We start from the raw sequence: 15,772 nt of genomic DNA on the forward strand, positions 1-15,772 counted from the left end.
GTGTGGACCGAGATCTCGATGCGCTGGTTTCCCCCGGTTGGGGGGTGGCTGAGGAGGGTTTGGTGCTTGCCTGTCCGCTTGGCACGGTAGCGGGGTTGACCAGCCCTCCCAGGAGATCTCGATGAAGCAGTGGACCAACCTCGCCGGCGCGATCGTCAGCGAGGTGTCGGCATCCTTGGCCCTGAAGGGGGCGATGGACGACCGCTGGCTCTACCTCGTGGTGGTGGTCGGCTACATCGCATCCTTCTGGTTCCTGACCCGCTGCCTACAAGCAGGGATGCCCCTCGGCATCGCCTACGGCATCTGGGGGGCACTCGGTGTGATCGCCACCGCGCTGGCCTCGGCAGCGTTGTTCGGCGAGCCGCTCACGGCGCTGATGGGCGTGGGGATCGCGCTGGTGATCGCCGGGGTGCTCACGGTCGAACTGGGCTCCCAGCGTGCGCACGAGCGCGAGATCGCCGCATGACCTGGCTGCTGTTGTCGGCCGCCATCGTCACCGAGGTCGCCGCGACGCTCTGTTTGCGGATGGTCGCCCTGGGGCGCCGCTGGTTCTACGTCCCGGTCGGTGCTGGCTACGTGCTGGCGTTCACCTTCTTGTCACTGGCGCTGCGGGAGGGCCTGCCCTTGGGCGTCGCCTACGGCATCTGGTCGGCGGTCGGGGTCGCGCTCACCGCGATCGCGACGAGGGTGCTGTTCAAGGAACCGCTCACCCGCCTGATGATCTTCGGGATCGCACTGATCATGCTCGGGGTGCTGCTGATCGAGCTGGGTTCCTGAGCACTGGGCCCCCGGACCGCCAAAATCGCCAGCCCAGAGCGATCCGGTCCCGCCACGGGACCGGATGCAGCCCTGACGTCATTATTGGCGGGCCTCGCTCAGTGACCCTGTGCGGCCACCCACGAGACGGCCTCGTCAACGGTGTCGGCGCAGGTCACGCCCACCGGTGCCGCCGGCCGCTGGACCACCACGCAGGGCACCCCCAGCTGGGCCGCCGCCTGCATCTTCGGCCAGGTGAATGACCCGCCGGAGTTCTTCGTGATCAGGACGTCCGTCGCGTGTTCGCGCATCAGGGCCAACTCGCCCTCCAGCGTGTAGGGGCCGCGGGAGGTGAGCACCAGCCACGCCTGCGGGACCTCCATCTCGGGTGGTTGGACCACGCGCGCCACCGCCTGCCGCGCCCCCAGTTCGGGCACGAAACGGGCGAGTTCCTGGCGTCCGACGGTGATGAACGGACGCTGACCCAACCCGGCCGCGACCCGTGCGGCTTCTTCGTGGCCGGCGACCAGGTGCCACGCCGGGTCCGCCGCCCAGCCCGGGCGCTCGAACCGCAGCAGCGGAATGAGTCGTCGGTCCGGGAGCGCCGTCGCGCACGCTGCGACCGCATTGGCCGACATGCCCTGCGCGAAGGGGTGGGTGGCGTCGACGACCAGGTCGAAGTCGGCCAGCGCGTTCCGCAGCCCGGCCACCCCACCGAAGCCCCCGATCCGCACCGGTCCCACGGGCAGCCGGGGTTGGGATACCCGTCCCGCAAGGGACGATGTCACTTCCACTCCCGCCTCGACCAGCCGTGCCGCGAGCTCACGCGCCTCTGCGGTACCGCCCAACAACAGCACCCTCACGATGACTGCCCCGGCGCACGCAGCAGGAAGAGGTCCATCACCCAGCCGTCGGCTGCGAGCGCCTCGGCCCGCGCCGTCCTGGCCAGCGGGACCGCCTCGGGCACCACACCGGACACATTGCGTTCCCCGGCAGCACCCAGGTTCGCCGACCACCACAGCTGCCATCCGGTCAGCTCGGGGCGCACCGCCAACTCGTCCAGCACTCGCGCCCCGGTCAACATCACCAGGACATTTCGCTGTCCCTGGGCGAGCGCCTCCGGCAGCCGACGTGCGGTGGTGATGTGCACCGGCTCCCCGACCCGGTGCAGGACGATCTTGTGCCGCGCCGCCAGCAACTGCGGGGCGGAGATGCCCGGCAGGACGTCCCAATCGCAAGACAAGCGGTCGGCCAACTGCTCCGCCAACCGGATCATGGAGTCGTACAGCGAGGGGTCGCCCCAGGCCAGCAGGGCAACGGTTCCGGCCCGGTCGTGCAAGGCGGACGCCAGCGCCTCGACCCGCGCCGCGTGCCAGTCGGCGACGGCGGCACGGTAGTCGGTGGGGTCGTTACGGTCCCGCGGTGGGTCCGGGACGACGACGACCGGCACCCCGTGGGCGTCGGCGACCGCCTGCCGGACCGCCAGCTGCTCATCCCTGGCGTCCCCGGCGTGCGCTCCGGGGGTCGCGGACTTGTCCAGAGCGACCACGCACGAGCAATCCCGCAGGGCCTCGGAGACCTCGGGGGTCACGTGCCGAGGTCCCATCCCCATGCCGAGGACGCGGATCCTGGTGACGGCCGGCTGGGGGGCCCCCTCGACCAGCTCGGGGATCGCTACCTCGACCTGTGGGTTCGTTGCCTGGCCCTCGGGCACCCTGGACCGTTGGACGCTCACTGGCCCTCCTCCAGGTCGCCCTCGAGCTCGAGGTAGACCGCCTGCATCTGGGCCATCAACTCAGCGTCCGGCTCGGCCCACAGGCCCCGGTCGGCTGCCTCGTGCAACCGCTCCACGATCCCGCGCAGCGCCCACGGATTCACCTCGCGCATGAACTGCTGGTTGGTGTCGTCCAGCACATATTCGCGCGCCACCTTGTCATACATCCAGTCGTGCACGACGCCCGCGGTCGCGTCGAAGCCGAACATGTAGTCGACGGTCGCAGCCAACTCGAAGGCGCCCTTGTATCCGTGCCGCTGCATCGCGGAAATCCACCGGGGGTTGACGACGCGCGCCCGGAACACCCGCGCCGTCTCCTCTGCCAAGGAGCGGGTCCGCACCCGGTCGGGGCTGGTCGAGTCGCCCACATAGGCCTTGGGTTCGACCCCGGTCAGCGCCCGCACCGTGGCGACCATGCCGCCGTGGAACTGGTAGTAGTCGTCCGAGTCGAGCACGTCGCTCTCGAGGTTGTCGACATTCTTCGCGGCCACCTGGATGCGCCGGTAGTTCTGCCGCATGTCGTCAGACGCCGGGACGCCGTCCAGCTCGCGCCCGTAGGCGTAGCCGCCCCAGGTCGTGTACACCTCGGCCAGGTCGTCGTCGCTGCGCCAGTTGCCCGACTCGACCACCTGCAGGATCCCGGCGCCATAGCTGCCGGGCTTCGAGCCGAAGATGCGCGTCGTCGCGCGCCGCAGGTCGCCGTGCTCGGCCAGGTCGGCGTCAGTGTGCGCGCGGACATAGTTCTGCTCGGACGGCTCGGCGAGCGCTGCCACCAGCTGCACGGCGTCGTCGAGCATCCGGACGACGTGCGGGAAGGCGTCGCGGAAGAAGCCCGAGATCCGAACGGTGACGTCGATCCGCGGACGTCCCAGTTCCTCCAGCGGGACGACGACCAGCTCGCTCACCCGACGCGATGCCTCGTCCCATTCTGGACGGACGCCCAGCAAGGCGAGCACTTCGGCGATGTCGTCGCCGCTGGTGCGCATCGCGGACGTGCCCCAGACCGAGAGCCCGACCTGCTTGGGGTACTCCCCGGTCTCCTCCAGATGCCGCGCGACCAGGGATTCGGCCATCGCCTGCCCCGTCTGCCAAGCCAGCCGGCTGGGGACCGCGCGTGGGTCGACGGTGTAGAAGTTGCGCCCGGTGGGCAGGACGTTGACCAGCCCGCGCAGGGGCGATCCGGAGGGTCCGGCAGGGACGAATCCGCCCGCCAGCGCGTGCACCACGGCGTCCAGTTCGTCGGTGGTCCTGTCCAGCCGGGGGACGACCTGTTGCGCTGCAAACCGCAGGACCTTGGCGACGTCCTCTCGGACATTGCCCGAGCCCTCACCGACGCTCCCCGACCCCTCACCGACGCTCCCCGACCCCTCACCGACGCTCCCGGACCCCGCGATCACGGACTCGATGGCGCTGACATCCCAGCCTGCGTCCTCCATCCCTTGGACCAAGGCCCTTGCCTGCTGTTCCACCTCGTCCACCCTGGTCAGGGGATCATCGACACCCAGCCCCAGCGCCACCCGCAGCCCCGGGACCGACCCTCGCGACCCCGACCACACCTGCGTCGCCCGCAGGATCGCCAGCACCAGGTTCACCCGCGCCTCCCCGACCGGCGCGGCGCCCAGCACGTGCAGCCCGTCGCGGATCTGCGCATCCTTGACCTCGCACAGCCAGCCATCGACGTGCAGCAGGAAGTCGTCGAACTCCTCGTCCTGGGGGCGCTCGTCCAGTCCGAGGTCGCGATGCATCTCGGCGGCGCGCATCAGCGCCCAGATCTCGCCGCGGACGGCGGGCAGCTTGCCCGGGTCCATGGCGGCGATGTTGGCGTGCTCATCCATCAACTGCTCGAGCCGGGCGATGTCGCCATAGCTCTCGGCACGGGCCATCGGCGGAACCAGGTGGTCGACGATCACGGCGTGCGCCCGGCGCTTGGCCTGCGCTCCCTCCCCGGGATCGTTGACAAGGAAGGGATAGATGAACGGCAGCGAACCGATCGCCGCGTCCGGGCCACAGGCCTTCGACAGCGCCGCGGTCTTGCCGGGCAGCCACTCCATGGAGCCGTGCTTGCCGAGGTGGACGACCGCGTCCGCCCCGAATCCGTGCTCGATCCAGCGATAGGCGCCGATGTAGTGGTGGCTCGGCGCGAGGTCCGGGTCGTGGTAGATCGCGACCGGGTTCTCCCCGAAACCGCGCGGCGGCTGCACCAGGATCACGATGTTGCCGACCGGCAGCGTCGCCAGCACCAGTTCGCCCGCATCGTTGACGTACAGCGTCCCCGGACCCTCGCCCCAGGCCTCGGCCATCGCGTCGCGCAGTTCGGCGGGCAGGTCACGCGTCCACTCGCGGTACTGCTCGGACGTGATGCGGACGTGCGCGTCGGTGAGCTGCGCATTGGTCAGCCATTCCTCGTCCTGCCCGCCCGCGGCGATGAGCTGGTGGATCAGCGCGGTGCCCGCGGCGACGTCGTCGTCCGTGTCCAGCAGCCGGGTGACGTCGTTGTCGCCGCCCAGGTCATAGCCCTCGTCCCGCAGCCGGCGCAGCAGCCGGATCGCGGAGACGGGCGTGTCGAGCCCGACGGCGTTGCCGATCCGCGCGTGCTTGGTCGGGTAGGCGGAGAAGACCAGCGCCAGTTTCTTGTCGGCGTTGGGAATCCGACGCAACCGCGCATGCCGGACGACGAGTTGCGCGAGCCGGGCGCAGCGCTCGGGGTCGGCGACATAGCGGGGCAGCCCGTCGGCGTCGAACTCCTTGAAGGAGAAGGGCGGCCCGATGATGCGTCCGTCGAACTCGGGGATGGCGATCTGGTTGGCGGCATCGAGTGGGGTGACGCCGTCGTCGCTGGCCTCCCACTCGGCGCGCGAGCTGGTCAGGCACAGCCCCTGGATCACCGGGATGTCGAGCGCGGTCATCCGGGCGACGTCCCAGCTCTCGTCGTCCTCACCGGCGGACGCGGTGGCCGGGGTCGATCCACCGGCGGCCAGGACGGTGACGACGAGCGCGTCCAGCGTCCCGAGGGCTTCGTAGAGTTCGTCGGGAGCGGCGCGCAGGGAGCCCGCATGGATCGGCAGCCCGATGGCCTGGCCGGTGGCGTCGATGGCATCGGCGAGGTCATGGGCGAAGGCGTTGTTCCCGGCGACGTGCTGCGCGCGGTAGTAGAGAACGCCGACGCGTGGCACGCCCTCACGATCCCGCAGCTTGTCGAGGGGCCTGGGCGCCCAACCCCAGCTCGGGACCGACACCGGTGGCTCGAAACCCTCGCCGGTCAACAGCACCGTGTCGGACAGGAAGCCGTGCAGCTGTTTCAGGTTCTCCGGGCCACCCTCGGCCAGGTAGGCGTGGGCCTGCGCGGCAACGCCCATCGGCACCGTCGACAGCTCCATCAGTTCCGCGCTGGGGGCCTGCTCACCGCCCAGCACCACCATCGGGACGCCAGCCGCGAGCACCTTGGTGAACCCGGAACACAGGTCCTGCGGGCCACCCAGGATCCGCGCCACCACCAGGTCGCAGCCGCGCAGCTCGTCCAGCAGGCCCTGGTGTGCGGGACGGGAGGGGTTCGCGAGCACATAGTCGGCGCCACTCGCGCGGGCCGAGAGCAGGTCGGTGTCGGACGTGGACAGCAGCGCGAGACGCATCGTGGCTCCTCCGTCGGGGTTCTCGCCCCGGATGGTCAGGTGGGATCACCCGTGGCCAGTGTCTGGCTGCCCCTCGGCCGGGAAGACCCAGAGGACACAGTGGCGGAACCGCCCCGGACTCGCACCGGGTTCCTTGCCACGAGCTGCGCCAACCCTAGCCGGGCTGGCCAGCCGCTGTGCGAGGATGTCAGCCAGCACAACTCCACACCCCATGTCGGGAGCGAGGAAGCCGGACGAGCCGGCACGGTCGCGCCACTGTGTTCGTCCCCTGCACGACGAGGGACGGGAGCCAGGAACTCGCCCGCCATGGAATCCGACTACCCGGGACGCGTCATCCCGAAGGGACCACCATGCACATAGCCGAGGGCTTTCTCTCCCCCATCCAGTGCGCCATCTGGTACGGCGCGAGCGCGCCGTTCGTCGTCCACGGTGCCCGCGCCGTGATCGCGGAGACCCGCAAGAACCCCGAGAACCGAATGCTGCTGGGGGCTGCCGGCGCGTTCACCTTCGTCCTTTCGGCGATCAAGCTGCCCTCGGTGACCGGATCGTCCTCGCACCCGACCGGGACGGGTCTGGGCTCGGTGCTCTTCCGTCCCCCGGTGATGGCCTTCCTGGGGACGGTCGTGCTCCTCTTCCAAGCCTTGTTGCTCGCCCACGGCGGCATCACGACGCTGGGCGCCAATGCCTTCTCGATGGCCATCGTCGGGCCGTGGGCTGGGTATGCGGCATGGCGGACGCTGCGTCGATTCGGCACATCGGTGGCGGTCTTCGCCGCGATGGCGCTGGCTGACCTGGCCACCTACGTCACCACCTCGGTGCAGCTCGCGATCGCATACCCGGACGCATCGTCCGGCATCGCCGGCGCACTGGCCAAGTTCCTCGGGATCTTTGCTGTGACACAGATCCCGCTCTGCGTGATGGAGGGTCTGCTGGGTGTGCTGGTGCTGCGCTTCCTGTCCCGGGTTGCGGCTGACGACCTCAACCGGATGGGGGTGTTGGCCGATGCGTGATCGTCGCTGGAACACCCACCTGCTGAGCACTGCTGCGCTGGTTGTCGCGATCGTCGCCATCTTCGCCGCGTCGCTGTGGTTCGGACGTCCACACGACGGCCAGGAAGGTTTCGCCGGGACGGACGCCGTGGTCACCGAGACCCTCTCCGAGTCGGGCGTCGAACCATGGTTCAAGCCGCTCTTCTCACCTGGCAGCTCCGAGATCGAGTCCGGCCTGTTCGCGCTGCAGGCGGCGATCGGGGCCGGGCTGTTCGGGTACTTCGTCGGCAACCTTCGGGGGCGTCAGGTCGAGCGCGCCGGGCATTCCTCCAGCACCGACGATCCCGAGCACCCCGACTCCTCAAGCAGCCAGGTCGACGAGGGCTGATGCACGCGCACTGGATCGACGACGCGGCCTGGGCCTCGCCCTGGCGCGCTCGGCAGGTCGGCGAGAAGGTCGTGCTCAGCCTCGGCCTCGTGCTCACCGCGCTGGTGCTGCCCCCATGGCCGACGACAATGCTCGTGAGCCTGGTCGCGGCCGTGGTCATCGTCGGTTTCGCGCGGATCCCGGCCCGGGTGCTGCTGCTGGTGATGGCCGCACCACTGGCCTTCATCGCCATCTCCGCGGTCTCGGTGGTGCTCGGGGTCGGGGTCGCGGCGGCGGACGTCTGGTGGCGCTGGGGTCCGTTCTCGATCGGTCCCGACGGGCTGGCGCGCGCCGCCGGATTGGTCGGGCACTCGATCGCCGGCACGCTCGCGCTGATGGTGCTGGCCACCACCACCCCGATGGTCGACCTGCTCACCTGGGCCCGGCGGCTGCACCTGCCCGGCCCGCTGGTGGAGATCGCCTCGCTGACCTACCGGATGCTGTGGGTGCTGCTCGCCACCACGCTGTCGATCCGCGAGGCGCAGGTGGCGCGATTGGGGGACACCCCACGCGGGCGGGGAGCGCTGCGCCGCCGGATGCAGGCCGCCGGGAATGCGGCCGGTTCGGTGCTCGTCCGGTCATGGACGCGGGCACGCCGACTCGAGGACGGGCTGGCCGGCCGCGGGTACGAATCCAGCCTCACGACCCTTGCCCCGAAACGCGTTGCCAGCTGGACCTTGCGAGCAGGAACCGCGGTGGTGCTGGCGCTGGTGTGGATGATCAGCTGGCAGGCGCGATGACACTCGCTCTCGAGGCATCGGGGCTGGTGGCCGGGCACGGACGCACCTCCGTCCTGACCGGCGCCGACCTCCGATTGCCCTCAGGTTGCCGGTTGGCCCTGCTGGGCGCCAATGGGTCGGGCAAGACGACGCTGTTGCGCTGCTTGTCAGGGGCGCATCGTCCGTCCGCTGGCCGAGTGCTGGTCGACGGACGTCCGCTGGCCCATGACCGCACCGGATTGCGGGAACACCGACGCAACGTCCAACTGGTGCTGCAGGACCCGGACGACCAACTGTTCAGCGCGGACGTCGCACAGGACGTCTCCTTTGGTCCGATGAACCTTGGCCTGGACGAAGACGAGGTGCGCAACCGGGTGGAGGAGGCGCTGGGCCTGCTCGGTGTCACCCATCTGACCGCTCGTCCGACGCACCAGCTCAGTTACGGCGAACGCAAGCGGGTCGCGACGGCGGGTGCGGTCGCGATGCGGCCGCGGGTGCTGCTGCTGGACGAGCCGACGGCGGGACTCGACCCGGTCGGGGTCCACGAGATGCTCGCTGCGCTGGAGCGGCTGGTTGGGTCCGGCACAACCGTGGTGCTCGCCACCCACGACGTCGACCTGGCGCTGGCCTGGGCAGACGAGGCGGCGGTCGTCGCCGACGGACGGGTGCTCCAAGGCCCCACCCCCGAGGTGTTGGACGACGCCGACCTGCTGGTCCGGGCCCGGCTCCACCGCCCCTGGCCCCTGGAGCTCGCATCCCGGCTGGGGCTTCCCGGTCGCCCCCGCCACCTGGACGAGGTCCACGCCCTGCTCTCCACGTTCCCCGGGCCCACGCGTACAAACCCCGAACCGGTCGAGGGATCCTCCCCGCCAGCCGAATCCACCCCTGACCTCGCCCCCAAACCATGGAAGGATTCCGCGTGATCAACTCCCTCGCCCCCCTGCAACCCGGAACCGTCACGCTCGTCGGCGGCGGGCCCGGTGACCCGGGCTTGGTCACCGTCGCGGGACTCCGGGCTGTGCAACAGGCCGACGTGCTGTTGGTCGACCACCTCGCCCCCCAGGAACTCCTGCAGGAGGCGCCCGAGGGCTGCGAGGTCGTCGACGTCGCCAAGTTGCCGCGCGCCGAGTTCGTCCCGCAGGAGCGCATCAACCAGCTGCTGGTCGAGCACGCCCGGGCCAGTCGCCGGGTGGTCCGGTTGAAGGGCGGCGACCCCTTCGTCTTCGGCCGCGGCAGCGAGGAGTGGGAGGCTTGCGCCGCAGCCGGTGTAGCGGTGCAGGTGATCCCGGGTATCTCGTCGTCCATCGCCGCGGGTGAGCTCGCGGGCATCCCGGTGACCCATCGTGGCTTGTCCCAGGGGTTCACCGTGGTCAGCGGACATGTCCCGCCGGGTGACCCGCGCAGCCAGGTCGACTGGGCCGCGATCGCCCAACCCGGGCTGACGATCGTGGTGCTGATGGGGGTCGCCAATCTCCCGGCGATCGTGGACGCACTGGTCGACGGGGGCCTGTCCCCGGCAACCCCGGCAGCCGTCGTCGCCGACGCAGCCTCCGCGAGCATGCAGGTCTTCCGTGGCACGCTCGCCTCGATCGTGGCCGATGCCGCCGGTGTCCACCCGCCAGCCGTCACCATCATCGGTGCGGTCGCCGGCTGGGACGCCAACGCGACAGCACGCTGACCCCACCCTCAGCCCAGGTCGATCCGCGCACCCATCACGATCGTCCGGTCGGTCGGCAGGTGCAACACCGCTGCCCCGTCCGCGGCATTGTGGTGCATGGTCAGGAAGAGCGGCTCTCGTAGGGCATTCCAGCCCTGTCGATGGCCGACGAGCTCGGTGCGGGAGAGGAAGTACCGGGGGCGCAGCTGCCGGGCATCGCACCGTCGCCGGGCAACTCACGGCGACGCATGCCGCCCGGGCATGAAGAAGCCCGCGGGGTGTACGTCCGGTGGACGAATCCGGACCCCCGCGGGCTCGATGACTGGTGGGATTCACCAGGAAGTCCCGATGGGCTGCCTAGCGGCCAGCCACCTCACTCGTCCTGTGGAAATACATCCTCGGACCACCTCCTTTCCGTGTGCCTCCACGCTAGGTCGGCTCCCGCGGGAAGGCAATGGGTTTTCCAACAACCGGGACGACCCGGTAGTCTGGAGCGGTTGGCCCGACCAGTTCTGCAGCGGGCCCTCGGTGATCGGAACCGGTGGCACAGCCCCGGATCCGCTGGCCGCGCCGCACCGCCACAGGGTGGAACAAGCTGAGCGCGCCGTGCAGGACACCGACCAAGATTGGTTCACCAACCCTTGTCAGAGTTCGTTTCACTGGGCGTTGCCCAGACGCTGTCCGATGCCCTCTCCACCCGCGGCATCACCTCTCCCACCCCGATCCAGGCGGCCACGCTGCCCGACTCCTTGGCCGGACGCGACGTCCTTGGCCGCGGTCGCACCGGATCGGGCAAGACCTTCGCCTTCGGGCTCCCGCTGGTCCAGCACCTGCTCGAGCAGCCCAGGCGCCGCACCGCCAAGCAGCCCCGTGCGCTCGTGCTGGCCCCCACCCGTGAGCTGGCCTCCCAGATCGAGGAGTCGCTGCAGACCCTGCTCGCCACCACCGAGCTCAACGCGCTGACCATCTTCGGCGGCGTCGGCCAGAACCCGCAGGTACGCGCCCTGTCCCGCGGCGTCGACGTGCTGATCGCCTGCCCCGGCCGCCTGCTCGACCTGATGGGCCAGGGCGCGGTCTCCCTCGCGTCCGTCGAGGTCGTCGTGCTCGACGAGGCCGACCACATGGCCGACATGGGCTTCCTGCCGATGGTGCGCAAGATCCTCGACAAGGTGCCCGCCGACTCGCAGAAGATGCTCTTCTCGGCCACCCTCGACAACGGCATCGACGTGCTGGTGAAGCGTTACCTGCACCAGCCCGTCATCCACGAGGCCGACTCGGCCGTCTCCCCGGTCTCGACCATGGACCACCACGTCCTCGAGGTCACCTCGTCGGGCAACAAGACCGACGTGCTGGCCGATCTGGCCGCCTCCCCGGGCAAGACGATCCTGTTCACCCGCACCAAGCACGGCGCAAAGAAGCTCGCCAAGCAGCTGCTGGCCAAGGGCGTCCCCGCGGTCGACCTGCACGGCAACCTCGCGCAGAACGCCCGCACCCGCAACATGGAGGCCTTCCACTCCGGCCGCGTCGAGACCCTGGTGGCCACCGACATCGCCGCTCGCGGCATCCACGTCGACGACGTCGACCTGGTCGTCCACGCCGACCCGCCGGCCGAGCACAAGGCCTACCTGCACCGCTCCGGACGCACCGCCCGCGCGGGCAAGGCCGGGACGGTCGTCACCATCGCCACGCCCGAGCAGCGCGGCGAGGTCCGCGGACTGATGCGCGCCGCCAAGATCAAGCCGCGGGTCAGCAACGCCGACCGCGCGGTACTGGACGAGCTGGCCCCCGGCGCGCGCACCTACCTCAGCCCGTCCGATGCCGAGTCAACCGCCTACCCGGATCGTCCCGACGCCGAGCAGACCCGCTCCCGGCAGGGTGGCGGTCAGGGTGGACGCGGACGCGGGGGTTCCGGTCAGGGTCGCTCCGGCGGCCAGGGTCGCCCCGGCGGCCAGGGTGGGGGTTCCGGACGTGGTCGCGGCACCCGCGGTGGCCGGGGACGCGGTGACGCAGCCCCCGCCAGCCAGGGTGGCAGCCAGCAGGGCTCATCCACCGACCATGCCAATGGTTCGGGCCGCGCGCGTCGTCCCGGTGGCGCGCCGAGGGGCACTTCGGCGGCTGCTTCGAGCAAGGGCGCGGCTGGTTTCTCCAGTGCATTGGGTCGTCGTCGCTGACCTGTACCTGCACGCCCACGACTGGGGAAGTCCCGCTTGAGTTCGAGGCGGGGCCTCCCCAGTCGTTCGTCATGGGTTCACAGGGAGCGGACAGGGCGACTACAGCCGAGCACGGGCTTGGCTTCCCACACTGGTACCAAGCCCATAGGAAGGACCCCCAGATGACCACGGACAGCACCGGCAACACCGGCGACGCGGTGGCCCGCTACCAGTACCTGCTGCGCACCGCTTCCCCAGACCAGATCGAGCAGGCGCACCAGCAGGCCTTCGCCGCGATGACCCCGGCCGAGCGCCAGGAGGTGCTCCAAGCCCTGTCGAAGACCTCAGAGGCCCCGGCCGACGCCTCCGCGTCCTCGTTGGCCCGTTCCGCCACCCGGCTCGAGGTGGCCCAGCCCGGCAGCCTGCAGAACGTCCTCGGCAGCGCGCAGTCGGCGATCGGCTCGTCCACCGGCAAGACGCTGCTGACCTCGGTCGCCGGCGGCTTCATCGGCTCGGGCATCTTCAGTGTGCTGACCGGCGGCGACGGGCTCGGCGGGCGTCCGGGCTTCCTGTCCCGGATCCTGGGCGGCGGCCTGTTCGGCAACCGCAACCACAACCAGTTCGGCAACCAGGGTGGCGGCTTGTTCGGAAGCAGTGGTGGCAACTTCTTCGGTGGGAACAACCGCGGCGGTGGCAGTGATTTCTTCGGCGGCGGCGGCGGTCCAGGCGGCGGTGGCGGCTTCTTCGGCGGCGGCCCCGGCGGTCGACCTGGTGGTGGCGGTCCCGGTGGCGGTGGCCCCGGTGGCGGTGGTCCTCGTGGAGGTGGTCCCGGTGGCGGCCCTCGCTGACCCGCTGCTGAGCGGCTCGTGCCGAGCCCGTTACGCCAAAATCGCCACGTCAGGGCAATCCGGTCCCGCCACGGGACCACATCGCTCCCAGCTGGCGAAATTGGCGGACGCAGCACCTGTTACACAACGACAAGGGAGCGGCGCACCAGCGCCGCTCCCTTCGTCGTCCCTCGAAAGGCTCGGGGACCGTGATCAACCGACGAACCGATCCGCCGGCCACGAGTCGTCAGACCAGCAGGTCGTCCGAAAGCCCGTAGGCGTAGTGCATGACCTCGACCGGGTGCACCGTCTTCACGCCGGACCCCTTGCGGATCTGCCAACGGCAGGTCTCGGTGTCGCAGGCGCCAACACCCTCGGAGTGCTCGCGCATGTGCTCGAAGACCGGAGCCCCGACCTTCTGCGCGATCTCGTACTTCTCCTTCTTGAGCCCGTAGGTGCCCGCGATGCCGCAGCAGGGCTGGTCGGAGTCGAGCACGGTGACGCCGGGCACGAGCTCCATCAGGTGGATCGCCGGCGCCCCCATGCCCTGGCTCTTGACCTGGCAGGGCTGGTGGTACGGGATCGTGATGTTCATCTGGCGGAAGTCCATCGGCAGCTCACCCTTGTCGGCCAGCTCCAGCAAGAACTCGCTGATGTCACGAGACCGCACGCCGACGTCGGTCAACTCCGCCGCGTCGACGCCCATGATCTCGTGCGCCTCGTGCTTCAGCATCCCGACGCACGACCCGGACGCGGACACGATCGTCAGGTCGTCGCCCGCCGCCTGCAACTGCTTGCACAGCTTCAGGACCGACTTTGTGGCCTGGTCGAACAGGCCATTGCTCTGCTCGGCGAGCCCACAGCACCCCTGCTTCGGGACCAGCACCTCATAGCCCAGGTGTTCCAGCAGCTCGATCGACTTCTTGCTGGTCTCGACCTCGAAGTAGCCACCGGCGCAACCGTGGAAGAAGATGATCGGCCCGCGGGTCGACTCCTTCTTGGGCGCGGGACGCTTCTTCAGCCAGGCTCGCAGCGTCTCGCGGTGTGCCTCGGGCATCGGGGCATCGCGGTGCACGCCGATGACCTTCTCGATGATCGTGCGCACCGGCTTGATGCCCAGTGCCGTGTTGGCGATCGGCGCCAGTGGCGACATGATCGCGCCCTCGAGCGTCGTCTGGGTGATCAGGCGATCGCGGACGGGCATGTGGTCCTTCTTCATGACCGCGCGGGCCTGCGAGTTCAGCTCCGCGATCTGGACGCCCTGGGGGCACTCCAGGGTGCAGATGCCGCACGAGCTGCAGTAATCGAGCGAATGGTCGACGCTCTCGCCCTCGCGGAAGCGCTCCGCCTGCGGACCGACGTACTTGGGCCCGCTGAACAACGGCGTGACGCGGGAGACCGGGCACACCGTCTCGCAGATCGTGCACTTCACACAGTGGTCGAGGGTCGCGCGGCTCAGTTCGTGGCCGGCGAAGTCCAGTGCGTCGCTCATCGGTTGCCTCCATCAGTTTCGGTGTCTGCTCCACGCCGTGGGGCTGCGGTGCCGGCGGCTGCGCGCGCGGCGATGATCGAGTCGGCCGCGCGGATCGCGCTGGCCACGGCGATGCCTTCGCCCGACTTCTCAGTCCAGCGTTGTGCACCGGCGAGCACGCCGCCGGCAGCCCGCACGTTGGGGTGGGCCACCTGCCCGTCGGTACCGAGGACGCGCATCTGGTCGTCCACACGCAGCCCGGCCTTGAACAGCGGCTGGTCGTGGCCCCAGTAGTCGCCATGCACCATGTCGGCGACCGAACCGCCGTGCACGGGCAGGCCCAGCACCGTCTCGGACAGCGTGTTGTGCGAGTCGAGCAGCAGCCCGCCGGACTCGAAACCGCCCGTGGCAAGGATGAACTCGTCGGCGGTGTACTCCTGGTGGTGCCCGGTGCCTTCGATCGTCACCCCCGCCAGGCGGTCGCCCTCGTAACGGGCGGTGAAGGCCCTGGTGCCGTTGACGAAGCGGACGCGTGCGTCCTTGACGGCGTGCACCAGTGCGGTGTTCTGCCGGATGCCCGGCACGGACGGTGGGGGCAGCGGGACCTCGAAGACCGGCGCGCCGATCCGCTCCGCCAGGTCCTTCCACAGCTCGGGCGTGGTGCCCAGCACCGCGGGAAGTCCTACGGTCTCGGCCTCGGACACCACCGCCCGGACGGCCTTGGCGAAGCGTTCCCGCTGCGCCGGGTCGTCCAGGGCTCGGGCGATGGTCAGCGCGTTCGAGTCAGCCTCGGCGCGTGCCTCGAAGTCGATCATCGCGTGGCGGGCGGTCACCCGGCCGCCGTCGGGCAGCTCGGTGCGGTTCAGGTTGTCGGCGACCAGCTGCGGGTAGAAGTCCTTGAGCTGGCGGATGCCGACGAAGCAGTACTTCTTGCCCGCCTCGGCGGCGCCGGCGGCCATCGACGGCGGCACCAACGCGGTCGGACGCAGCGCACCGACGGCGGTGGGCAACAGCACATTGCGATCCACCGATCCGGTCAGCTGCTCGGCACCCAGCACGTCCGCGAGCCAGTGGACGCCAGTCCGGACGCCCTCGACGCCGAGCACCGCGTAGGGGTGCTCGGGGTTGTCGGCGACGAAGGAGTCGAGCGCCTGCAGCGGTTCGTTGACCCGGGTGGGGGTGTAGCCGAGGACGTCGACCGTCCCCTGGCCCAGTTGGATGCCCCCGAGGCCCTTGGTGAGCAGGGTCACCGTGAGTCCGGCCTGGCGCAGGCGCAGCGCCGCGGAGAGTCCCGCGAGCCCGGCCCCGATGACGACCACGTCGCTCATCGCGTGGCTCCTTCCTGGAGGGTCTTGGCCTCGATCGTCTGCGCA

At 70.1% G+C, this 15,772-nt stretch carries 15 protein-coding genes and 1 riboswitch; of the genes, 9 read left to right on the plus strand and 6 right to left on the minus strand.

Annotated elements, in window-relative coordinates:
* Positions 1-121: 121 nt before the first annotated feature.
* Both ABD089_RS06880 and ABD089_RS06885 read left to right on the plus strand, forming a co-directional pair.
* Positions 122-466, plus strand: a complete 345-nt coding sequence (locus ABD089_RS06880) for a DMT family transporter (protein ID WP_343885544.1) — start codon at positions 122-124, stop codon at positions 464-466.
* On the plus strand, positions 463-777 hold the full coding sequence (locus ABD089_RS06885; protein ID WP_343885545.1) for a DMT family transporter: 315 nt from the start codon (positions 463-465) through the stop codon (positions 775-777). Before ABD089_RS06880 ends, ABD089_RS06885 begins: the two co-directional genes overlap by 4 nt.
* Before the next feature lie 98 nt (positions 778-875).
* Here the strand turns inward: ABD089_RS06885 and ABD089_RS06890 are convergent, their stop codons facing one another.
* Genes ABD089_RS06890 through cobN form a run of 3 tightly spaced genes read right to left on the minus strand, consistent with a single transcriptional unit; the run spans position 876 to position 6,159 of the window.
* The gene (locus tag ABD089_RS06890) at positions 876-1,619 is read right to left on the minus strand and encodes a cobalt-precorrin-6A reductase (RefSeq protein ID WP_343885546.1); all 744 of its coding nucleotides are present in this window, start codon (positions 1,617-1,619) and stop codon (positions 876-878) included.
* A complete protein-coding gene (locus ABD089_RS06895) occupies positions 1,616-2,491 on the minus strand; it encodes an SAM-dependent methyltransferase (protein WP_343885548.1) in 876 nt (291 codons plus the stop codon). The genes ABD089_RS06890 and ABD089_RS06895 overlap by 4 nt, the downstream gene beginning before the upstream one ends.
* On the minus strand, positions 2,488-6,159 hold the full coding sequence (cobN, locus tag ABD089_RS06900) for a cobaltochelatase subunit CobN (RefSeq protein ID WP_343885549.1): 3,672 nt from the start codon (positions 6,157-6,159) through the stop codon (positions 2,488-2,490). The genes ABD089_RS06895 and cobN overlap by 4 nt, the downstream gene beginning before the upstream one ends.
* A 36-nt stretch (positions 6,160-6,195) precedes the next feature.
* Positions 6,196-6,331: riboswitch (cobalamin riboswitch) on the minus strand.
* Between the two features lie 178 nt (positions 6,332-6,509).
* Here cobN and ABD089_RS06905 point away from each other — a divergent pair.
* Genes ABD089_RS06905 through cobA form a run of 5 tightly spaced genes read left to right on the plus strand, consistent with a single transcriptional unit; the run spans position 6,510 to position 9,972 of the window.
* A complete protein-coding gene (locus ABD089_RS06905; RefSeq protein WP_343885550.1) occupies positions 6,510-7,169 on the plus strand; it encodes an energy-coupling factor ABC transporter permease in 660 nt (219 codons plus the stop codon).
* Positions 7,162-7,536 (plus strand): energy-coupling factor ABC transporter substrate-binding protein, encoded by a 375-nt coding sequence (locus tag ABD089_RS06910; protein WP_343885551.1) that lies wholly within the window; start codon positions 7,162-7,164, stop codon positions 7,534-7,536. The genes ABD089_RS06905 and ABD089_RS06910 overlap by 8 nt, the downstream gene beginning before the upstream one ends.
* Positions 7,536-8,315, plus strand: a complete 780-nt coding sequence (cbiQ, locus tag ABD089_RS06915) for a cobalt ECF transporter T component CbiQ (protein WP_343885552.1) — start codon at positions 7,536-7,538, stop codon at positions 8,313-8,315. The genes ABD089_RS06910 and cbiQ overlap by 1 nt, the downstream gene beginning before the upstream one ends.
* Positions 8,312-9,217 carry an energy-coupling factor ABC transporter ATP-binding protein gene (locus ABD089_RS06920; protein WP_343885553.1) on the plus strand — a complete coding sequence of 302 codons (906 nt, stop codon included), beginning with the start codon at positions 8,312-8,314 and terminating at the stop codon, positions 9,215-9,217. The genes cbiQ and ABD089_RS06920 overlap by 4 nt, the downstream gene beginning before the upstream one ends.
* The gene (gene cobA / locus ABD089_RS06925) at positions 9,217-9,972 is read left to right on the plus strand and encodes a uroporphyrinogen-III C-methyltransferase (RefSeq protein ID WP_386769186.1); all 756 of its coding nucleotides are present in this window, start codon (positions 9,217-9,219) and stop codon (positions 9,970-9,972) included. The genes ABD089_RS06920 and cobA overlap by 1 nt, the downstream gene beginning before the upstream one ends.
* Positions 9,973-9,980: 8 nt before the next feature.
* Here the strand turns inward: cobA and ABD089_RS13815 are convergent, their stop codons facing one another.
* A complete protein-coding gene (locus ABD089_RS13815) occupies positions 9,981-10,157 on the minus strand; it encodes a KUP/HAK/KT family potassium transporter (RefSeq protein WP_386769184.1) in 177 nt (58 codons plus the stop codon).
* Positions 10,158-10,592: 435 nt separating this feature from the next.
* Between ABD089_RS13815 and ABD089_RS06930 the strand changes: the two genes are divergently transcribed.
* Both ABD089_RS06930 and ABD089_RS06935 read left to right on the plus strand, forming a co-directional pair.
* Positions 10,593-12,122 carry a DEAD/DEAH box helicase gene (locus tag ABD089_RS06930; protein ID WP_343885556.1) on the plus strand — a complete coding sequence of 510 codons (1,530 nt, stop codon included), beginning with the start codon at positions 10,593-10,595 and terminating at the stop codon, positions 12,120-12,122.
* A 161-nt stretch (positions 12,123-12,283) separates the two neighbouring features.
* Positions 12,284-12,949 carry a hypothetical protein gene (locus ABD089_RS06935; RefSeq protein WP_343885557.1) on the plus strand — a complete coding sequence of 222 codons (666 nt, stop codon included), beginning with the start codon at positions 12,284-12,286 and terminating at the stop codon, positions 12,947-12,949.
* Positions 12,950-13,175: 226 nt separating this feature from the next.
* Here ABD089_RS06935 and ABD089_RS06940 read toward each other — a convergent pair whose 3' ends face one another.
* Together ABD089_RS06940 and glpB are read right to left on the minus strand one after the other, a co-directional pair.
* A complete protein-coding gene (locus ABD089_RS06940; RefSeq protein WP_343885558.1) occupies positions 13,176-14,420 on the minus strand; it encodes an anaerobic glycerol-3-phosphate dehydrogenase subunit C in 1,245 nt (414 codons plus the stop codon).
* Positions 14,417-15,727, minus strand: a complete 1,311-nt coding sequence (gene glpB / locus ABD089_RS06945; protein ID WP_343885559.1) for a glycerol-3-phosphate dehydrogenase subunit GlpB — start codon at positions 15,725-15,727, stop codon at positions 14,417-14,419. Before glpB ends, ABD089_RS06940 begins: the two co-directional genes overlap by 4 nt.
* Positions 15,728-15,772 lie beyond the last annotated feature (45 nt).

The sequence above is a fragment of the Luteococcus sanguinis genome, from assembly GCF_039527675.1.
Lineage (GTDB): Bacteria > Actinomycetota > Actinomycetes > Propionibacteriales > Propionibacteriaceae > Luteococcus > Luteococcus sanguinis.

Bases quoted from the DNA above. Each gene is read 5' to 3' on its own strand.
- ABD089_RS06880 (WP_343885544.1), top strand. From the start codon at position 122: ATGAAGCAGTGGACCAACCTCGCCGGCGCGATCGTCAGCGAGGTGTCG.
- ABD089_RS06885 (WP_343885545.1), top strand. From the start codon at position 463: ATGACCTGGCTGCTGTTGTCGGCCGCCATCGTCACCGAGGTCGCCGCG.
- cobN (WP_343885549.1), bottom strand. From the start codon at position 6,159: ATGCGTCTCGCGCTGCTGTCCACGTCCGACACCGACCTGCTCTCGGCC.
- ABD089_RS06905 (WP_343885550.1), top strand. From the start codon at position 6,510: ATGCACATAGCCGAGGGCTTTCTCTCCCCCATCCAGTGCGCCATCTGG.
- ABD089_RS06910 (WP_343885551.1), top strand. From the start codon at position 7,162: ATGCGTGATCGTCGCTGGAACACCCACCTGCTGAGCACTGCTGCGCTG.
- cbiQ (WP_343885552.1), top strand. From the start codon at position 7,536: ATGCACGCGCACTGGATCGACGACGCGGCCTGGGCCTCGCCCTGGCGC.
- ABD089_RS06920 (WP_343885553.1), top strand. From the start codon at position 8,312: ATGACACTCGCTCTCGAGGCATCGGGGCTGGTGGCCGGGCACGGACGC.
- ABD089_RS06935 (WP_343885557.1), top strand. From the start codon at position 12,284: ATGACCACGGACAGCACCGGCAACACCGGCGACGCGGTGGCCCGCTAC.
- ABD089_RS06940 (WP_343885558.1), bottom strand. From the start codon at position 14,420: ATGAGCGACGCACTGGACTTCGCCGGCCACGAACTGAGCCGCGCGACC.
- glpB (WP_343885559.1), bottom strand. From the start codon at position 15,727: ATGAGCGACGTGGTCGTCATCGGGGCCGGGCTCGCGGGACTCTCCGCG.